This is a genomic window from Dyella koreensis (genome assembly GCF_044904565.1).
In the GTDB taxonomy this organism is placed as follows: Bacteria; Pseudomonadota; Gammaproteobacteria; order Xanthomonadales; family Rhodanobacteraceae; genus Dyella_D; species Dyella_D koreensis.
Map to the genome: position 1 here is coordinate 112,322 of NZ_JADIKD010000005.1, position 16,700 is coordinate 129,021.

Annotated in this window: 17 protein-coding genes; 6 read left to right on the top strand and 11 right to left on the bottom strand. The window is 64.3% G+C overall.

Annotated features, from left to right (window positions below; genetic code table 11):
• A complete protein-coding gene (locus ISS97_RS01460) occupies positions 1-492 on the bottom strand; it encodes a GAF domain-containing protein (protein WP_379987502.1) in 492 nt (163 codons plus the stop codon).
• 346 nt (positions 493-838) lie between these two features.
• Here ISS97_RS01460 and ISS97_RS01465 point away from each other — a divergent pair, with 346 nt between their 5' ends.
• The 5 genes from ISS97_RS01465 (at position 839) to ISS97_RS01485 (ending at position 5,418) form a co-directional block, all read left to right on the top strand.
• Entirely contained in the window at positions 839-1,519 is a 681-nt protein-coding gene (locus ISS97_RS01465; protein ID WP_379987503.1) for a TMEM175 family protein, read from the top strand.
• The gene (bioD, locus tag ISS97_RS01470) at positions 1,516-2,193 is read left to right on the top strand and encodes a dethiobiotin synthase (RefSeq protein WP_379987504.1); all 678 of its coding nucleotides are present in this window, start codon (positions 1,516-1,518) and stop codon (positions 2,191-2,193) included. Before ISS97_RS01465 ends, bioD begins: the two co-directional genes overlap by 4 nt.
• A gap of 31 nt (positions 2,194-2,224) precedes the next feature.
• The gene (locus ISS97_RS01475; protein WP_379987505.1) at positions 2,225-2,575 is read left to right on the top strand and encodes a hypothetical protein; all 351 of its coding nucleotides are present in this window, start codon (positions 2,225-2,227) and stop codon (positions 2,573-2,575) included.
• A 131-nt stretch (positions 2,576-2,706) separates the two neighbouring features.
• Positions 2,707-4,899 (top strand): peptidyl-dipeptidase Dcp, encoded by a 2,193-nt coding sequence (dcp, locus tag ISS97_RS01480; RefSeq protein ID WP_379987507.1) that lies wholly within the window; start codon positions 2,707-2,709, stop codon positions 4,897-4,899.
• 135 nt (positions 4,900-5,034) lie between these two features.
• Positions 5,035-5,418, top strand: coding sequence for a hypothetical protein (locus ISS97_RS01485; protein ID WP_379987509.1), 384 nt, complete (start codon positions 5,035-5,037; stop codon positions 5,416-5,418).
• Positions 5,419-5,512: 94 nt separating this feature from the next.
• On the opposite strand, the gene ISS97_RS01490 is transcribed toward ISS97_RS01485, so the two are convergent.
• From ISS97_RS01490 to bufA2, 5 genes are all read right to left on the bottom strand, one after another.
• On the bottom strand, positions 5,513-6,466 hold the full coding sequence (locus ISS97_RS01490; RefSeq protein WP_379987511.1) for an MBL fold metallo-hydrolase: 954 nt from the start codon (positions 6,464-6,466) through the stop codon (positions 5,513-5,515).
• Complete coding sequence (locus ISS97_RS01495) at positions 6,463-7,365, bottom strand: helix-turn-helix transcriptional regulator (protein WP_379987512.1); 903 nt, start codon at positions 7,363-7,365, stop codon at positions 6,463-6,465. The genes ISS97_RS01490 and ISS97_RS01495 overlap by 4 nt, the downstream gene beginning before the upstream one ends.
• Before the next feature lie 101 nt (positions 7,366-7,466).
• Positions 7,467-8,249, bottom strand: coding sequence for an HvfC/BufC family peptide modification chaperone (locus ISS97_RS01500; RefSeq protein WP_379987514.1), 783 nt, complete (start codon positions 8,247-8,249; stop codon positions 7,467-7,469).
• Complete coding sequence (gene bufB / locus ISS97_RS01505; protein ID WP_379987516.1) at positions 8,246-9,088, bottom strand: MNIO family bufferin maturase; 843 nt, start codon at positions 9,086-9,088, stop codon at positions 8,246-8,248. Before bufB ends, ISS97_RS01500 begins: the two co-directional genes overlap by 4 nt.
• Positions 9,089-9,154: 66 nt before the next feature.
• Entirely contained in the window at positions 9,155-9,436 is a 282-nt protein-coding gene (gene bufA2 / locus ISS97_RS01510) for a BufA2 family periplasmic bufferin-type metallophore (RefSeq protein ID WP_379987518.1), read from the bottom strand.
• Positions 9,437-9,708: 272 nt separating this feature from the next.
• On the opposite strand from bufA2, the gene ISS97_RS01515 reads away from it, so the two are divergent.
• Positions 9,709-10,170, top strand: a complete 462-nt coding sequence (locus ISS97_RS01515; protein WP_379987520.1) for a DoxX family protein — start codon at positions 9,709-9,711, stop codon at positions 10,168-10,170.
• Positions 10,171-10,228: 58 nt separating this feature from the next.
• On the opposite strand, the gene ISS97_RS01520 is transcribed toward ISS97_RS01515, so the two are convergent.
• From ISS97_RS01520 to trxA, 5 genes are all read right to left on the bottom strand, one after another.
• Positions 10,229-11,596 carry a glutamate--cysteine ligase gene (locus ISS97_RS01520; protein WP_379987522.1) on the bottom strand — a complete coding sequence of 456 codons (1,368 nt, stop codon included), beginning with the start codon at positions 11,594-11,596 and terminating at the stop codon, positions 10,229-10,231.
• A 336-nt stretch (positions 11,597-11,932) separates the two neighbouring features.
• Positions 11,933-13,384: a sensor histidine kinase gene (locus ISS97_RS01525; RefSeq protein ID WP_379987524.1), complete on the bottom strand. Its 1,452-nt coding sequence runs from the start codon at positions 13,382-13,384 to the stop codon at positions 11,933-11,935.
• A complete protein-coding gene (locus ISS97_RS01530; RefSeq protein ID WP_379987526.1) occupies positions 13,353-14,018 on the bottom strand; it encodes a response regulator in 666 nt (221 codons plus the stop codon). Before ISS97_RS01530 ends, ISS97_RS01525 begins: the two co-directional genes overlap by 32 nt.
• Before the next feature lie 135 nt (positions 14,019-14,153).
• Entirely contained in the window at positions 14,154-15,938 is a 1,785-nt protein-coding gene (rho, locus tag ISS97_RS01535; RefSeq protein WP_379987528.1) for a transcription termination factor Rho, read from the bottom strand.
• Positions 15,939-16,088: 150 nt separating this feature from the next.
• Entirely contained in the window at positions 16,089-16,415 is a 327-nt protein-coding gene (trxA, locus tag ISS97_RS01540) for a thioredoxin TrxA (RefSeq protein WP_090449422.1), read from the bottom strand.
• Positions 16,416-16,700: the final 285 nt, after the last annotated feature.

Here is a 16,700-nt window from a genome sequence, read left to right on the forward strand (position 1 = left end):
TCAGCCGTTCACAGCTTCCATGAAGACCGCGCACAGCGCTTCCATGCCCGCGCGGTCTTCATCGTCGAAACGCGCTACGAGCGGACTGTCCACGTCCCATACGCCGAGCAGGCTGCCATCCGCCTTGACCAGCGGAACGACGATTTCCGAATTCGACGCGGCGTCGCAGGCGATATGCCCTTCGAACTCATGCACGTCGCGCACTAGCTGGGTCTGTCGCATCTGCGCCGCAGTACCGCACACGCCACGGCCGATCGCGATGCGCACACAGGCCGGCTTGCCCTGGAAGGGGCCGACCACCAGTTCCTTGCCGTCGAACAGATAGAAACCGGCCCAGTTCAGATCCGGCAGGCTGTTGAAGACCAGTGCCGCGAAGTTCGCCGCATTGGCGATCAGATCGGGTTCGCCGGCCAGGATGCCGCGCGCCTGTGCGCACAGATCTTCGTAATGTTCGCGCTTGCTGGCATAGGTTTGCGTGGCGACTTCAAACATGGCGCGGTTCCGGACGGAAAGTCCGTATTATGCGCTCACCAAGGGGATGCCCTGAACCAGTCTACGTGGCCGCCATGATGTGTGGGAGGCCCGCAGGGTGTGGCGCGCGGCGACGGCAAGGCTGGCTCTGCCTTGCCTAGACGTGGGCCGCAGCCTGCGGGTCTCCCACACATCACCCTGTCATTCAATTCATAGTGTGAGGGCCGGCTCTGTCTGCCCACCGCTCCGCGGCGCGCTGGCTAGGAAGACGGCCAGTCTGCCGTCGCCAACGCACCACGCATCGGCGAGCAGACAGAGCCGGTGGCGGCCACGTAGACTGGTTCAGGTCATCCCTGAGGGCGCTGGCATGAATGCAATCGTGCACCGTGAGGGCGTCGAGGCCGGGCGCCTGGATATGTTTGTGGACGGCGCGTTCGCGTTCACCCTGACGTTGCTGGTAATCGGCGGCGACGTGATTCCCGATAGCACCGCCAAGTTGCTGCATGCGCTGGGCGGCATTCCGGCCTTCGCCGCCTGCTTCTTCCAGATTGCCTTCTTCTGGCATGGCCATGTGCATTGGCGCGAACGTTGTCCGGAAAGCGACGCACGGAGCCGCTGGCTGTCGCTGTTGCTGGTATTTTTTGCGCTGATCTTCATCTATCCGCTGCATATGGTGTACGCCAGCGTGTTCAACGGCATCAGTCCGATCTTTCCCAGCGAGTTCCGGCCGGCGGATACGTCGGATATGCGCATCCTGTTTACCTGTTTCGGCCTTTGTTATGCGTGCATGGCGGGAACCTTGACCTTGTTGTTCCGTCACGCGGCCAAGCGTGCGGAGCGTGAGGGTTTTGATGCGCGTTTCGCGCAGCTGGGCCAGTGGAAGTGGAGCGTGCCGGCAGCGATCGGCCTTGCCTCTGCGCTGGTGGCCTTGCTGATGCCCGATAGCGCGCCGGGCATTTTGTGGATGCTGCCGGGTCTTATGTACGCCTTGTTGTTCCTGATTGGCCCGGTCACTACGCGGTTCCGCCGCAGGCACGGTCTGGTATGAACGCGCCGGCCGTTTTCATCGCCGGCACCGATACCGGTATTGGCAAGACGCATACGGCGTGCGCACTGCTGCATGCCCTGCGCCGCACCGGCGATTCGGCCTGCGGCATGAAGCCGGTGGCGAGCGGCTGCTTTCCCACGCCGGATGGTCCACGCAATGAAGACGCGCTGGCGTTGCAGGCGGCCAGCAGCGTGCCGGTGCCGTATGAGCTGATCAATCCGATCGCTTTGCGTGAGCCGCTGTCGCCACATCTCGCTGCCATGCATGAGGGCGTAACGATTTCACTGCCACCGCTGCGCGACGCGTTTGAGGCGTTGCTCGCCAGTCATGACAAAGTGGTCGTGGAAGGCGTGGGTGGCTGGCTGGTGCCGCTGGCCTGGGGGCTCTCCGCCGCGGACATACCGAAGATGTGGCGCCTGCCGGTGATCCTGGTGGTCGGCCTGCGCCTGGGTTGTCTCAGCCATGCATTGCTCACGGCGCGAGCCATCGTGGAGGACGGCTGCGAATTGCTCGGCTGGATCGGCAATCGCGTCGATCCGACCATGGCGGCCGTAGAGGAAAATGTAGCGACGCTGCGCGAGCTGCTGCCGGCGCCATGCCTGGGCGTGTTGCCGCATGGCGTCGAGCCGGCGCAGGCGGCGCGCCATCTCGATGTGGGTGCGTTGGTCGAGTAGGTTTCGGATATCTCAGCGGAGGAATACAGCCATGGCGGGTCGCAACCATTATTTTCTTTCCATCGACGATCTGGCGCACGCGCGCGGCGCGGAACCGTCGCTGAGCTACGACGGCGCAGGGCCCAACGATTTCGCTGCCGCGCTGCAGGAGGCCCTGCGCTCACCCATGCTGTTCGAGCGCTGGCGCGCCATGCAGCCGGAGCCGGACGAAGTGGACCCCACCCTGGGCGGCACGGATCCCGCGGCCGAATCAAGCGCTCGCGTGGCCGACCTGCACACCGATGTCGACCTGATCACCAGCCTGCCGATGCGCATCGTGCGGCACCGGCTGAACCTGTTGATCGGCCCGGGCTGGCAGCTGCGCGACATGCGCGCCGCCTGACACCGCGGGCCTCATGCTTTTGACTTCAGGCCTTTGACTTCCGGCCCTTGGAAGAACGTGCCGGCTATGGTTAGAGTCGAAGGCTGTCATATCAGCGCCCGTACTGCGGGCGCGCCACCTTGGGAAGCCCGATGCCTCGTCTCCGCGCACTTGTGATCGCCACCTCGATCGCCCTCGCTGCCTGCTCGCAGCCGTCCAACGACACCGCCAAGACCGGCGAGCCGCCGGCAGCCGCCTCTTCGGCGCCGACGGCCGCGGCCGCCACCACGGCCAACCCGTTCTTTGCGGCCAGCACGCTGCCGTTCCAGGCGCCGCCGTTCGACAAGATCAAGGAAGCCGATTACCAGCCGGCGATCGAAGAAGGCATGAAGCAGCATCTCGTCGAAATCGAGAAGATCGCCGACAACGCGGAAGCGCCGACCTTCGACAACACCTTTGTGGCGATGGAGAAGTCGGGCAGCCTGCTTCATCGTGTCAACAATGCGTTTGATGCCGTGACCAGCGCCAACACCAGCGACGCGCTGCAGAAGGTGCAGGAAGAGGAAGCGCCCAAGCTGGCCGCGCACCAGGATGCCATCTACCTCAACGACAAGCTGTTCAAGCGCGTCGAGGCGATCTATCAGCAGCGCGACACGTTGAAGCTCGACCCCGAGTCGCTGCGCCTGGTGGAAGTGACCTACCAGAAGTTCGTGCACCATGGCGCCAAGCTGTCCGAGGCTGACAAGACCAAGCTGAAGGAACTCAACAAGGAAGAATCCACGCTCAGCACGCAGTTCACCAACAAGCTGCTGGCCGCGACCAAGGCCGGCGCCGTGGTGGTGGACGACAAGGCGAAGCTGGCGGGGCTTTCCGATGGCGACGTCGCTGCCGCCGAGCAGGCCGCCAAGGAGCGCAAGCTCGACGGCAAGTGGGTGCTGTCGCTGCAGAACACCACGCAGCAGCCGGAACTGCAGAGCCTGGACGATCGCGCTACCCGCGAGGCGTTGTTCAAGGCTTCGTGGGATCGCGCCGAGCACGGCGACGCCAACGATACCCGCGCCATCATCGAGCGCATCGCGCAGTTGCGCGCGGAGCAGGCCAAGCTGCTCGGCTTCCCGAACTACGCGGCGTGGACGCTGGAAGACCAGATGGCGAAGACGCCGGAAGCGGCCATCAAGTTCATGCAGAACCTGGTGCAGCCGGCCACGGCGCGCGCGCAGACCGAAGCCAAAGACATCCAGGCGGTGATCGACCAGCAGAAGGGTGGCTTCAAGGTCGCAGCCTGGGACTGGAGCCACTACGCCGAGCAGGTGCGCAAGGCCAAGTACGATCTTGACGAGTCACAGATCAAGCCGTACTTCGAGCTGGACAACGTGCTGCAGAACGGCGTGTTCTACGCCGCCAACCAGCTCTACGGGCTGACCTTCAAGGAGCGCAAGGACATCCCGGTGTACCAGCCGGATGTGCGCGTGTTCGAAGTGTTCGACAAGGACGGTACCTCGATGGCGCTGTTCTATTGCGACTACTTCAAGCGCGACAACAAGAACGGCGGCGCGTGGATGAGCAACTTCGTCGATCAGTCCAAGCTGCTCGGCACCAAGCCGGTGATCTACAACGTCGCCAACTTCACCAAGCCGGCACCAGGCCAGCCGGCGCTGCTGTCGTTCGATGACGTCATCACCATGTTCCACGAATTCGGCCACGGCCTGCACGGCATCTTCGCTGATTCGCAGTACCCGAGCCTGTCGGGTGCCAACACCGCGCGCGACTTCGTGGAGTTCCCGTCGCAGTTCAACGAGCACTGGGCGACCAACCCCAAGGTCTTCGCCAACTACGCCAAGCACTATCAGAGCGGCGAGCCGATGCCGCAGGCGCTGGTGGACAAGATCAAGAAGGCCGCCACCTTCAACAAGGGCTACGACATGACCGAGCTGGTCGCCGCCGCCCTGCTCGACATGAACTGGCATAGCCTGGGCGCGGATGCGCCGAAGCAGGACGCCGACGCCTTCGAAGCCGCCGCGCTGAAGAAGGACAAGATCGACCTCAGCTACGTGCCGCCGCGCTACCGCTCCAGCTACTTCCAGCACATCTGGGGCAACGGCTACGCCGCCGGCTACTACGCCTATCTGTGGACGCAGATGCTGTCGGACGATGCCTTCGAGTGGTTCAAGGAACACGGCGACCTGACCCGCGAGAACGGCGACCGTTTCCGCGCAATGATCCTTTCGCGCGGCAACACGGTGGAGCTCGGCAAGCTGTATCTCGACTGGCGCGGCAAGGAGCCGAGCGTGGAGCCGATGCTGATCGACCGCGGCCTGAAGAACGCACCCGCAGCCAAGAAGTAACCGGTGTCGTGGCGAACCGGTGCGGGAGACGCGCACCGGTTCGCAGGACTGGCGGCCTGCTGGAAGGCAGGCCGCGATTGCAGCAATGGTTGTACGGATCAAAACCGTTTTTCGCATCCACTTAAGGAGAAAGTCATGCAAAAACTGCCGTCCATGCTTGCATCCATCGTCTTATCGGGAGCATTCGGTCTGTTAGCCGTGGCGCCCGCGGCCCATGCGCAGTCGACTGGCGTAGCACTGTCGTGCGACGTCAATGTTTGCGATGCAACCGCATCGAGCCCGGGTTCGCCGACGCCGTTCCAATACAACTGGTCGTTCAGCGGCACTGCGCATTTGAGCGCACCGTTCCATTGCAATAACAGTGGGCCGCTGGGGCACAAGGCCGAGTGTACGTTCCAGTGTTATCAGCCGTACCAGGATCACATCATCATGCACGTCACGGCGCTGGATGCGACCGGCGCCTATATCGGTGAGGCATCGGCCGGTACCGTCTGCAACGGCACCGCCGGTGGTGTGTAAGCGCGGTATGGCCGGTGGCCGGATCTTCGCCGGCTGAGGCAGCATCGTATTATTGGGATCGGAAAGGGTCGGCTTATGCCGGCCCTTTTTTTGTCTACATGGCGTCGTTGCGCAAAGGTAGCGGAAGGCATAGGCCATCATGCGCAACCTCCACGGGTCCGCGGTAGATTGAGCGGATGACGCGCAGCGACTCCGGCAAGGCCTGCTCGGAACGCTGCATCAAATGCGAAAGCAGCAGGCGCCGCACACCCGCGCGTTGCGCCAGCGCGGCAATGCGGGAAGGCGGTGCATGCAGGCGTGACGCAACGTCGTCATCGCCGTGCTCGGAAATTGCCAGATTGGCGATCAGCAGGTCGGCATGCTTCGCCAGTTCGAGCAGAGCCGACGCTTGCGCATCCGTATCGCCAAGGTAGACCACCGAGCGTCCCCGCACATCGACACGCCAGGCGAGCGCAGGAACCGGTCCGTGTTGGACGGGTGTCGCACGCACGTTGAAAGCGGGGTTGGTGAATACCGTGGCGATATCGCCTTCACTCAGCTGCAACGTGGTGGGCCGGAGCCGATAGGCGGCGCCGTCGGGTTGCAGGAATCCGGCGAGATACGGATAGGCAGCATGGTCGTCGCTGAAGAGGGCGGAGAGCCAGGCGCCGAGCGAGGGGAAGGCATCATTGCCGGGAGGGCCGAGGATTGGCAGGTCGTTTCGACGTTCGCTGAAGAAGGACGCTTTGACATACGCGGGTATGTCCGCCGTGTGGTCGGTGTGCAGATGCGAAAGGGCGATCAGGTCAAGATCTTCAAAGTGTCCTTGCGCCTTGCCGAAGGCGACGGCGGTACCTGCGCCCGCGTCGAAGATCGCGCGTGCCTTGCCGTCGATCCAGAGTACGTGACCGCTCTGCGCTCGCTGGTTGAGCTCTGGGCCTCCACTGCCCAAGACCTGCCAGGCAATATCGCGGTCGCAGGTGGCGGGCGCGTCCGATGCCGTTGCGGACAACGTGGCCGATGTGAATGCAAGTGCGCACGCGAAGCGACGTAATCCCCAGGCCATCATGCCGCGAGCGCATCCGCGCGCACGCTGCCGGGGCTGACGCCGCTTACGCGTTTGAACAGGCGACGGAACGCTGCCTCGCTGCCGTAGCCCATGCGCTCGGCAATCGCTGCGACAGACAGTTGCCGCTCGCGCAGCAATTGCTCGGCAAGACTCACCCGCCATTGCGTGACGTACTGCATCGGCGGCATGCGCATCAGTTGGGTGAAGCGTTCGGCGAAAGCCGAGCGAGACATGCAGGCCAGCGCGGCCATCGACTGCATGGTCCAACTCTTTCCCGGTGTTTCATGGACGGCATGCAGCACTTTGCAGATGCGCGTGTCCGCCAGTGCGGCGAACAGGCCGCGGCGCTCGGTGCTGCGGCTGGCGTAGTCGCAGACGGCCAGGGTGAACAGGGTATCGGCCAGCTTGTTGAGCAAGACCTGGCGGCCAGCCAGCCCGGAGCTGGACACCTCAACCATCATGCTGGAGAGCTGGCGAAAGGTAGAGCCGGCCTCGCTCGAACGCACCACGAAGCAGGCGGGCAAGGCATGGCTGAGCGGATGATGGGCGCGAGTGGAGAAATGCAGTTCGCCGCAGATGAGGCTGGTCGCATCGGGATGCTCGCGGTCGGCAGCCGTGAGGCGATGCGCATGGCCATGCGGCAGTACCACCAGATCGCCGGCTTCCAGGTGTAATGCCCGCACCAACGCCTCGCTTTCGACCCGGCATTCGCCGGCGCCGACAAGGTGAAACAGGCCGCAATCGAAGCGGGGCTCATCGAGGAACCAGGAGCCGCAATGTTCTTCCTCGGCCACGATATCCACGCGCAGCGTCGACTGGTTCAGCAGGGCCTCCAGAGCCGGTGCCACCGATGAGCAGATGCCGGATGGCTGGGGAGCGGAGCAGGCTGCGGCGAGCATGAGGATCCCTTTCGTTGAGCGTCTAAGCGTTCATTCGAAGGGGAGGGGCTTTGGGTTACCTGTGAGTAGCCCGAATTCTGGTGGGTGTCCTTCCGCGGTCGTTATCCATCCAGCGACCAGGACTGGATCAGCCCGGCCTCCAGCCATCCGTGAAGCAGGGCGGCGAGGCGCGACATGGCTTGTTCCGCGTCGCTCAGCTCGGCCAATCGGCTACATAGGTCTGCCACGGTTTCGCCGCGCGTCGCGCCGCCCAGCAGCTGGCGCTCGTCATCGGCGACCCAGCGGTAGCGCACGGCCAGCGCCTGGCGCCACACCAGCAGGTGACGTGGATGCCGGAAGCGACGCAGATGCGGGCGTGGCCCGCTCTGGTCCGCGGCGCGGCGGAAAGCATCGGCATTGCAGGAGAGCGTCAGTATCTGCAGATGGATTTGCGGCCGCAGAGACAAGGATACCCAGCGCTCCGGCGGAACTACGGCGAGATCGGCAGGCGCGACGCAAGCCTCATCGGCCGCGTCGAAGGCGGTGGAGATGGCCCAGTCCAGCCGCGCCATGTCGGCCAGCTCGGGTCGTTCCAGCCAGGGCTGCGCATAGTCGAGGAATGCGGCGAGACCCGCGCCGTGCCAACGGATGTTGTAGTGGGTGGACGGGTGCGCGTCGATGTAACGGTCCAGCAGCGTGTTGAAGCGGCGGCCGGCGAGGCAGCGCAGGCCGGAGTATTCGCTGGCGAGCGCGTCGCGCAGTCGTGCGCGGTAGCCATGCCGGTAGATGCCGAGCCGCGCTTGCGCATCGGCGCTGGCGTCACCGCGAATGTCGTCCAGCCGTGGCGGCTTGTCCGCCAGCACGGCTTGCTGCATGCGCTGCTGCAACGCTTGCAGGCTGCTCATGCCGCATGCCTCAACAACGGCTCGGCCAAGGCGCGTGCCTGAGCCAGTTCGGCGAGCAACTCGGCGAGCGGCGGCATATGGTCGTCGCGTTCGATCATGGTGGAGACCGGGCCGAAGCGGCGCACGGCATCCTGGTAGAGTTCCCACACAGGCGACGCGACCGGTGCGTCGTGGGTATCGATGATCAGCGCTCCGCCCTGTTCATGCCCCGCAAGGTGGAACTGCTGCACGCGAGGCGGGGGGATGCCATCGAGATAGCGCAGCGGCGCGAAACGATGGTTCTGCGCGCTGACATAGATATTGTTGATGTCGAGCAGGATCAGGCAGTCGGCGCGCTCGGCCACGGCGGCGAGAAACTCCCACTCGGTCAGTTGTGCGTCGGCGAAGCTGACATAGCTGGAGACGTTCTCCAGCAGGATGCGGCGACCGAGACGGTCCTGTACCTGCTTTACGCGTTCCACCACGTGAGCGAGCGCTTCCTCGGTGTAGGGCAGTGGCATCAGGTCGTGCAGATTCACGCCCTGCACCCCGGTCCAGCAGAGGTGATCGGAGATCCACGCTGGCTCGATGCGGTTCGCCAGTGTGGCGAGGCGAGACAGATAGCCTTCGTCCAGCGGATCGGTACTGCCGATGGACATCGATACGCCGTGCATCGCCAGCGGAAAGCGCTCGCGGAAGCGTTCCAGCCAGACCAGCGGCAGGCCGCCGGGCACCATGTAGTTCTCGGAGACGATCTCCAGCCATTCGACGCCCTGCGGATGCTCGAGCAGTTCCTGGTAGTACTCGACGCGCAGGCCCAGGCCATAACCAAGGTGGGGCAGGCGGGCGGAGGTAGGCATGGCGAGATCTCCTCGATGAAGAAAAACTGGCGGGGTCTCGTGTAAGTCGAAACCCCGCCGGATACATCAGCCAGCCGTCTTGGCGGCAGCCTGGGCGGCGTCGCAGTCCTGCTGGCTCTTCTGCATGGTGAAGCCCTGACCCTTGCAAGCGTTCTTGCCCTTGCAAGAGTTGCTGGCCTGCTTGCATGCACCGTGGCCCTTACAGGCCGACGAGTTCATGCACTTCACCTCGGCCTTGTTGCCGGTGGAGGACTGGTCGGCAGCCATAGCGGCCGAGGCTGCGGTCATCGCAAACAGGCCCGCCACCATCGCGGCCATCGCACCACCGTTGAATGTCTTGGTCTTCATCTGTGACTCCTTGGAAATGTCAGGGGCCGCGGTTTGCGGCGAAAGTGTCTCGTCCGGCATGCAGGGGATAGGTTCCGGTCTCGACGCCGATATTGTGCGCAGCGATCAAGGCGCCGGATGCTTCCGAACATCCCGCGTTTATGACCAATCGTCCGGACGCGCGGATAAGTGTGCAGGACAGGACGGCGGGCAAGAAAGCGCGGACGGTGGGACATGGAGGCGGCCAGGGGTGGCGGACATCATGCGGACACCCTCTCCAAGGAACGATCACGATGCGACAGTTTATTGCCACGCGCGCTTCGCGCCTGCTGGATGTTTTGTATGCGGCGCGCTGGACGGGTCCGCTGGTGCTGCGATTGGTGTTCGGCTACTTCTGGCTGGAGACCGGGATAGGCAAAGTGCAGCATCTGGATGGCTTCACCCAGCGCTTCATCGGTTGGCACATTCCGTTTCCTGTCTTTAGCGCGACGCTGTCGGCATGGACCGATCTGATCGGCGGTGTGCTGTTGATACTCGGTCTGTTCACACGGCTCGTATGCGTGCCGATGATCATCAACATGATCGTGGCCCTCGCGTTGGTCGTGTCGATGGATCTGTCGGGGCTCGACGATCTGGTCGAGACCTCGGAGCTCACCTACATCCTGATTTTCTTCTGGCTGCTGGTGGCCGGGCCGGGCAAAGCCAGCGTGGATACGTTGCTGGCGCGCTGGCTGGGCATTCGCACCCACGCATAAATATAAAAGGGCGGACCTCACGGTCCGCCCTTTGGTCCTTCACGCTTGGCGAGTCTGCTCAGTAAGCGAATTCGCGGAATACCGGATCGACACTGCCGTTCCACGCGCCATGGAACAATTCCAGCTTGCGCTCGGCCGGCGTCTGGTTGGCCTCGACGATTTCGAGCAGCGGTTCGAGGAAGATGCTTTCGTCGGCGCCGTTGCGGTTGAGTCTCTGCCTGCGCTTGAGGCCGTGCGCAGCGATCTTCAGCGTCTCAGCGGCCAGCTCGCGTACCGAGTAGCCACGGAACGGCAGCTTCAGTGCGTGTTTCGGCACGCCGTCGCGCAGGGCATGGCGCTCGGCGCGGTTGAAATCCTTCACCAGATCCCAGGCGGCCTGCAGCGCTTCGTCGTCATAAAGCAGGCCTACCCATAGCGCGGGCAGGGCGCACAGCCGGTTCCACGGGCCGCCATCGGCGCCGCGCATTTCCAGGTATTGCTTGAGGCGCACTTCGGGGAAGGCGGTGGTGAGATGGTCCGCCCAATCTTTCATGGTGGCCTTCACCCCGGGCAGGGACGGCAGTTCGCCTTGCATGAAGCGCTTGAAGTCCTGGCCCGCGAGATCGATGTAGCGGCCGTCCTGATAGCTGAAGTACATCGGCACATCGAGGATGTAATCGACATAGCGCTCGTAGCCGAAGCCGTCCTCGAACACGAAGTCGAGCATGCCGGTGCGGTTCGCATCGGTGTCGGTCCATACGTGAGAGCGGTACGACAGAAAGCCGTTTGGAATTCCTTCCTTGAACGGCGAATCCGCGAACAGCGCGGTGGCGATCGGCTGCAGTGCGAGGCTGGTGCGGAACTTGCGCACCATGTCCGCTTCGCTGGCGAAATCGAGATTGACCTGCACGGTGCAGGTGCGCGTCATCATGTCCAGGCCGAGCGAGCCGACCTTGGGCATGTATTCGCGCATGATCTTGTAGCGGCCCTTGGGCATCCATGGCATTTCGTCGCGGCGCCACTTGGGTTGGAAGCCCATGCCGAGAAAGCCGATGCCGAGATCGTCAGCGATCGAGCGTACTTCCTCCAGATGGGTATTCACCTCGCAACAGGTCTGGTGGATGGTTTCCAGTGGTGCGCCGGAAAGCTCCAGTTGGCCGGCCGGCTCCAGCGTGATCGAGGCCTTGTCTCGCGACAGCGCCACCGGGTTCTCGCCTTCGCGTGCCACCTCCCAGCCGTAGCGTTCGGCCAGGCGTTCCAGCAGGACGCGGATGCCGCGCTCCCCGTCGAAGGTGGGTGGGCGCAGGTTGTCGGTCAGGAAACCGAATTTTTCGTGCTCGGTGCCGATGCGCCAGGCTTCACGGGGCTTCTCGCCAGCGGCGAGATAGTCGGTGAGCTGCTGGCGGTCGCCAATGGGCGTGCTCTTGACGGCACTGGGTATAGACACGGGTGGCTCCTTCACGAGGGTCGCCCCACTTTGGGGGTGTTCCCGGCATTTTCAAAGTGCCGAGTGTCAGCAAGGGATGCTCTGAACCCGTCTACGTAGCCGCCACCGGCTCTGTCTGCTCGCCGCTCCGTGGTGCGTTGGCGACGGCAGACTGGCCGTCTTCCTAGCCGGCGCGCCGCGGAGCGGTGGGCAGACAGAGCCGGCCCTCACGTGTTGAATCAAAATGACAGGGTGATGTGTGGGAGGTCCGCAGGCTGCGGCCCACGTCTAGGCAAGGCAGCCAGCCTTGCCGTCGCCGCGCGCCACACCCTGCGAACCTCCCACACATCATGGCGGCTACGTAGACGGGTTCAGGGCATCCCTTGACGAAGGGCGCCGGGTATCGCTCTCCATCGCCGGAAAGTCGATGCGCATGCGCGTGCCGCGGCCGCAGCCGCCGTCGAGGATGCTGAAGGTGGCGCCATGGGCGCGGGCGGATTCGTCCACGATGGACAGGCCCAGGCCGCAACTGTCGCCGCCGCTGTTCTGGCCGCGATAGAAGCGTTCCTTGACGCGTTCGCGTTCCTCCGGCGGGATGCCGCTGCCGGTGTCGTCGACCTCGAGGAACGGTTGGCCCTGCGCCACGCCGCAGCGCAGGGTGATGTGGCCGCCGGGCGGCGTATAGCGGATGGCGTTATCGACCAGGTTGGTCAGCAGTTCGTGCAGCACCCAGTACACGCCGGAGACTTCGGCCGGCTGGCAGTCGGCGCCGAGGTCGATGTCGTACGCGAGCGCGCGGTCGAGCGAGGCGCCGATCACTTCGGCGACCAGATTGGACAGATCCACCGGCAGGAAATGGCTGGAGCCGTGTGCCGATGGTTCAGCACGCGCCAAAGCCAGCAGTTGGTTGGCGGTGTGGGCGAGCCGGTCGATACCGCCGTGCAATTGGTCGATGCGCGACTGCAAAGGCGTGCCGCTGGTTTCGCGGACAAGCACTTCGAGTTGGGCTTTCAGTCCGGTCAGCGGCGTGCGTAGCTGGTGCGCCGCATTGGCGAGGAAGTGCTGTTGCGACAGCGCCGATTCGCGCACGGTGGCGAGCAAGGTGTTGAGCGAATCGACCAGTGGCAGCACTTCGCTGGGCACTTGCTCTGTCGGCAAGGCGGTGAGGATATGCGCGGGACGGCCGGTGATCTGGTCGCGCAGGCGTTGCAGCGGACGCAGCGCCACGCTGATACCGAACAGGGCGATGCCGAACACTAGCAACATCTGCACGCTGTCGTTGACGCCGAAGGACAGATCCATTTGATGCACGGCGCGGTTGCGCCGGTGCGGCGTCTCGCCCACGGTGATCACCAGGCGTTCGCCAGCCTCGACCAGGCGATAGCTCACCAGGCGCAGGCCCATGCCGTGGTAGTCGGCGTCCTGATAGGCGAACTCGTCGTTGTGGATCGCGGGCACGACAGGCAGGTCGGGCGAGCCGGCCAGGGTCGCGCCCTGTTCGTTGCTGACGCGATAGAAGAAGCGTTCTTCCGGCAGCGCGCGCAAGGGCGGCGGCGGATGATCGGGCAGCATGATGTCGAACTGTCCGCCGGGCTGCCGGTGGATCTGCGCGGCAACGGCCAGCACGGCACGCGACAGCGAGCGGTCGAAGGCGGCGTAGATCGGACTGACGATGGAGTGGTGATCGATCGCTACGCCGATCACCAGCATCAGCGTCAGCGGGGCGAGCAGATAGCCCAGCAGACGGCGACGGACGCTGGGACGGAACCGCTTGATATCAGTTGTCCTCGAGGCGATAGCCGAGTCCACGGATGCCGCGTATCGAGGCGGATTCGCCCAGCTTGCTGCGCAGGCGCGAGACATGCACCTCGATCGCATTGCCGGAGATATCCTCGCTCCAGCCGGCGATGGCCTGGGTCAGGCGCTCCTTGCTCACCACTTTGCCGCTGTGATGGGCCAGGCATTCCAGGATCGACCATTCGCGGCGGGTCAGCTCCAGTGCTTCGCCGGCGGCATTGATCGCGCGGCGTCCGGCAAGGTCGATGCGCAGCTTGCCGACCGTCAGTTCGTTGGAAGTGGCGGCGCTGGCGCGGCGGATCAGGGCGCGGCAGCGCGCGGCCAGTTCCGGCAGGGCGAACGGCTTCACCATGTAGTCGTCGGCGCCCAGGTCCAGCGTGCCGACACGGTCATCCAGGCTGTCGCGGGCGGTGACGATCAACAGGGGCAGGGCCTTGCCGGAGCGGCGCAGCCGGCGCACCAGGCTGAAGCCGTCCTCGCCGGGCAGGCCGAGGTCGACGATGGCCAGGTCGTAGTGGGCGCTTTCCATCATGCCGGAAACCGGCTCGGCCATGGCGGTGTGGTCCACCACATAACCTTCGCCGGTGAGGCCGCGGACTATGCCGTCGGCAACCATGGGATCGTCTTCGACTAACAGGATGCGCATACGGGACACAGTGAACGGATTCCGCAACATGCTAACAGTTGCGCAGGCCCGCAAAATAGCGGGGGCGGAGCGTCCACTTCAAACGAAAGGCCGGCGCAAGGCCGGCCCTTCGACGTGCTGCGAGAGGCGGTGGCCTCAGCGCTTCATGGAGTTGAAGAACTCGTCGTTGGTCTTGGTGTTCTTCATCTTGTCCAGCATGAACTCCATCGCGGCCAGCTCGTCCATCGGATGCAGCAGCTTGCGCAGGATCCAGATCTTGGCGAGCAGGTCCGGGTCGATCAGCAGGTCTTCGCGGCGGGTGCCGGAGCGGTTGATGTCGATGGCCGGGTACACGCGCTTCTCGGAAATGCGGCGGTTCAAGTGCACTTCCATGTTGCCGGTGCCCTTGAACTCTTCGTAGATCACCTCGTCCATCTTGCTGCCGGTGTCGGTCAGCGCGGTGGCGATGATGGTCAGCGAGCCGCCTTCTTCCACATTGCGCGCGGCGCCGAAGAAGCGCTTGGGACGCTGCAGGGCGTTGGCGTCGACACCGCCGGTGAGCACCTTGCCGGAGCTGGGTACCACGGTGTTGTAGGCGCGGGCGAGGCGGGTGATCGAGTCGAGCAGGATCACCACATCCTTCTTGTGCTCGACCAGGCGCTTGGCGCGCTCGATCACCATTTCGGCGACCTGCACGTGGCGCACGGCCGGTTCGTCGAAGGTGGAGCTGATGACCTCGGCGCGCACGGTGCGGGCGATTTCGGTCACTTCCTCCGGGCGCTCGTCGATCAACAGCATGATCAGATGCACGTCCGGATGGTTGTACTGGATGGCCTGCGCGATGTTCTGCAGCATCATCGTCTTACCGGACTTCGGCTGCGACACGATCAGGCCGCGCTGGCCGCGACCGATCGGCGCCACCAGGTCCAGGATGCGGCCGGTGATGTCTTCGGTGGAGCCATTGCCGCGCTCGAGATGGAACGCCTTGCGCGGAAACAGCGGCGTCAGGTTCTCGAACAGCATCTTGTTCTTCGACGCTTCCGGCGGATCGCCGTTGATGTCGTCGACCTTCAGCAGCGCGAAGTAGCGCTCGCCTTCCTTCGGATGGCGCACGCGTCCGGTGATGTAGTCGCCGGTGCGCAGGTTGAAGCGGCGGATCTGGCTGGGCGAGACGTAGATGTCGTCCGGGCCGGCCAGGTAGGACTCGTCAGCCGAACGCAGGAAGCCGAAGCCGTCCTGCAGGATTTCCAGCACGCCCTCAGCCCAGATACCGCCGCCGGAGCGGGCGTGGGCCTTGAGGATGTTGAACACCACATCCTGCTTGCGGGCGCGGGCGACGCCTTCCTGGACGCCCAGCGACTCGGCGAATTCCATCAGCTGGATCGCGTTCTTGCGCTTGAGCTCAGTAAGGTTGATCAGGCGGTCGTTGCTGCCGGCGTCAGCGTACTCGTCGTCCACCGGCAGGCCGTTATTGTTGCGCGGATGCTGTTGCTGTCCGCCACCACCACCGCCGCCACCCTGGCCGCCACGCTGCTGGTTGCGCTCGTGGCGACGGCGGCGGCCACGATCGTTGCGGTCATTGCGACGATCGTTGTTGTTCGGGTTGTTCGGGTTGTTCGGGTTGCCGCCTTGATTGGGCTGGCCACCTTCGCGCGCCTGCTGCGGAGCGTTGTCGCGCGGCGCGCCATCGCCCTGAGAGGAGCCGCCGCCGTCGACCGGGAGGCTGGCCTGCACAGGCGCTTCGTAAGACGGGGCTGGTCGCTCGATCGGCGGAAGCGGCGGCGGAGGGGTGTACTCCGGCTTCTCCGTCCTCGGTGCGCTTTCGGCGCTGGCCGCCGCGGCAGCCGACTTGCGTGGCGCTCGCGTACGCGGCGCGTCAGCCACGGTCTTGGGTTCGGCGCTCTTGGCGTCGGTCTGGTCTTTGCTTTCGATATCGGACACGGGCAAACCTCACGGGGCGCCGTTAATTACAGGAGGGAAGGTTGCGCTCGAAGCGCGGAGGGCGCGGGGGACAGCGTCCCAACAGGCCTATGGAATCTAGCACCCGCCGCGTGACGCCGTAAAGCGGTGCGGCGGATGCAATGAGGCGAATCAGATCGCCTTGTCGATCATCTGGGCCAGCTGACCCTTGCTCACGGCGCCGATCTGGGTCGCTTCGACCTTGCCGTTCTTGAACACCATCAGGGTGGGAATGCCGCGTACGCCGTAATTCCGCGGGGTCTTCTGGTTGTGGTCGATATTGATCTTGGCGATGCGCAGCTTGCCTTCGTACTGCTTGGCCAGATCGTCCAGGATCGGTGCGATGGCCTTGCAGGGGCCGCACCACTCCGCCCAGAAGTCGAGCAGGACGGGGGTATCGGACTTCAGCACTTCCTGCTCGAAGGCGTCATCGCTTACATGGGTAATCAGGTCGCTCACCGGGGTCTCCGAAACTGGGCGGGGGGAAGGTTTGACGACCGCGCGGCCAGCATCGGCTACACTGGGGCGCCCATGAAGCGCGGGTCGGACCGGAAAAAGGAAGTGATGCCGTTGCGGCAGGCCTCCATTCCAGCGTAACTCAGGGCACGATTCAAGCGATTCAAGGGCTGCATCGGACAGTTCCGTTGATATAGGTGAAAAGGCTCCTCTGTACAGCCTGTTCACCTATGTCAGCGGGACTGCCGGTTCCAGAGCCCGCCACCTCGGCGCCAGCCGCGAAGCGCA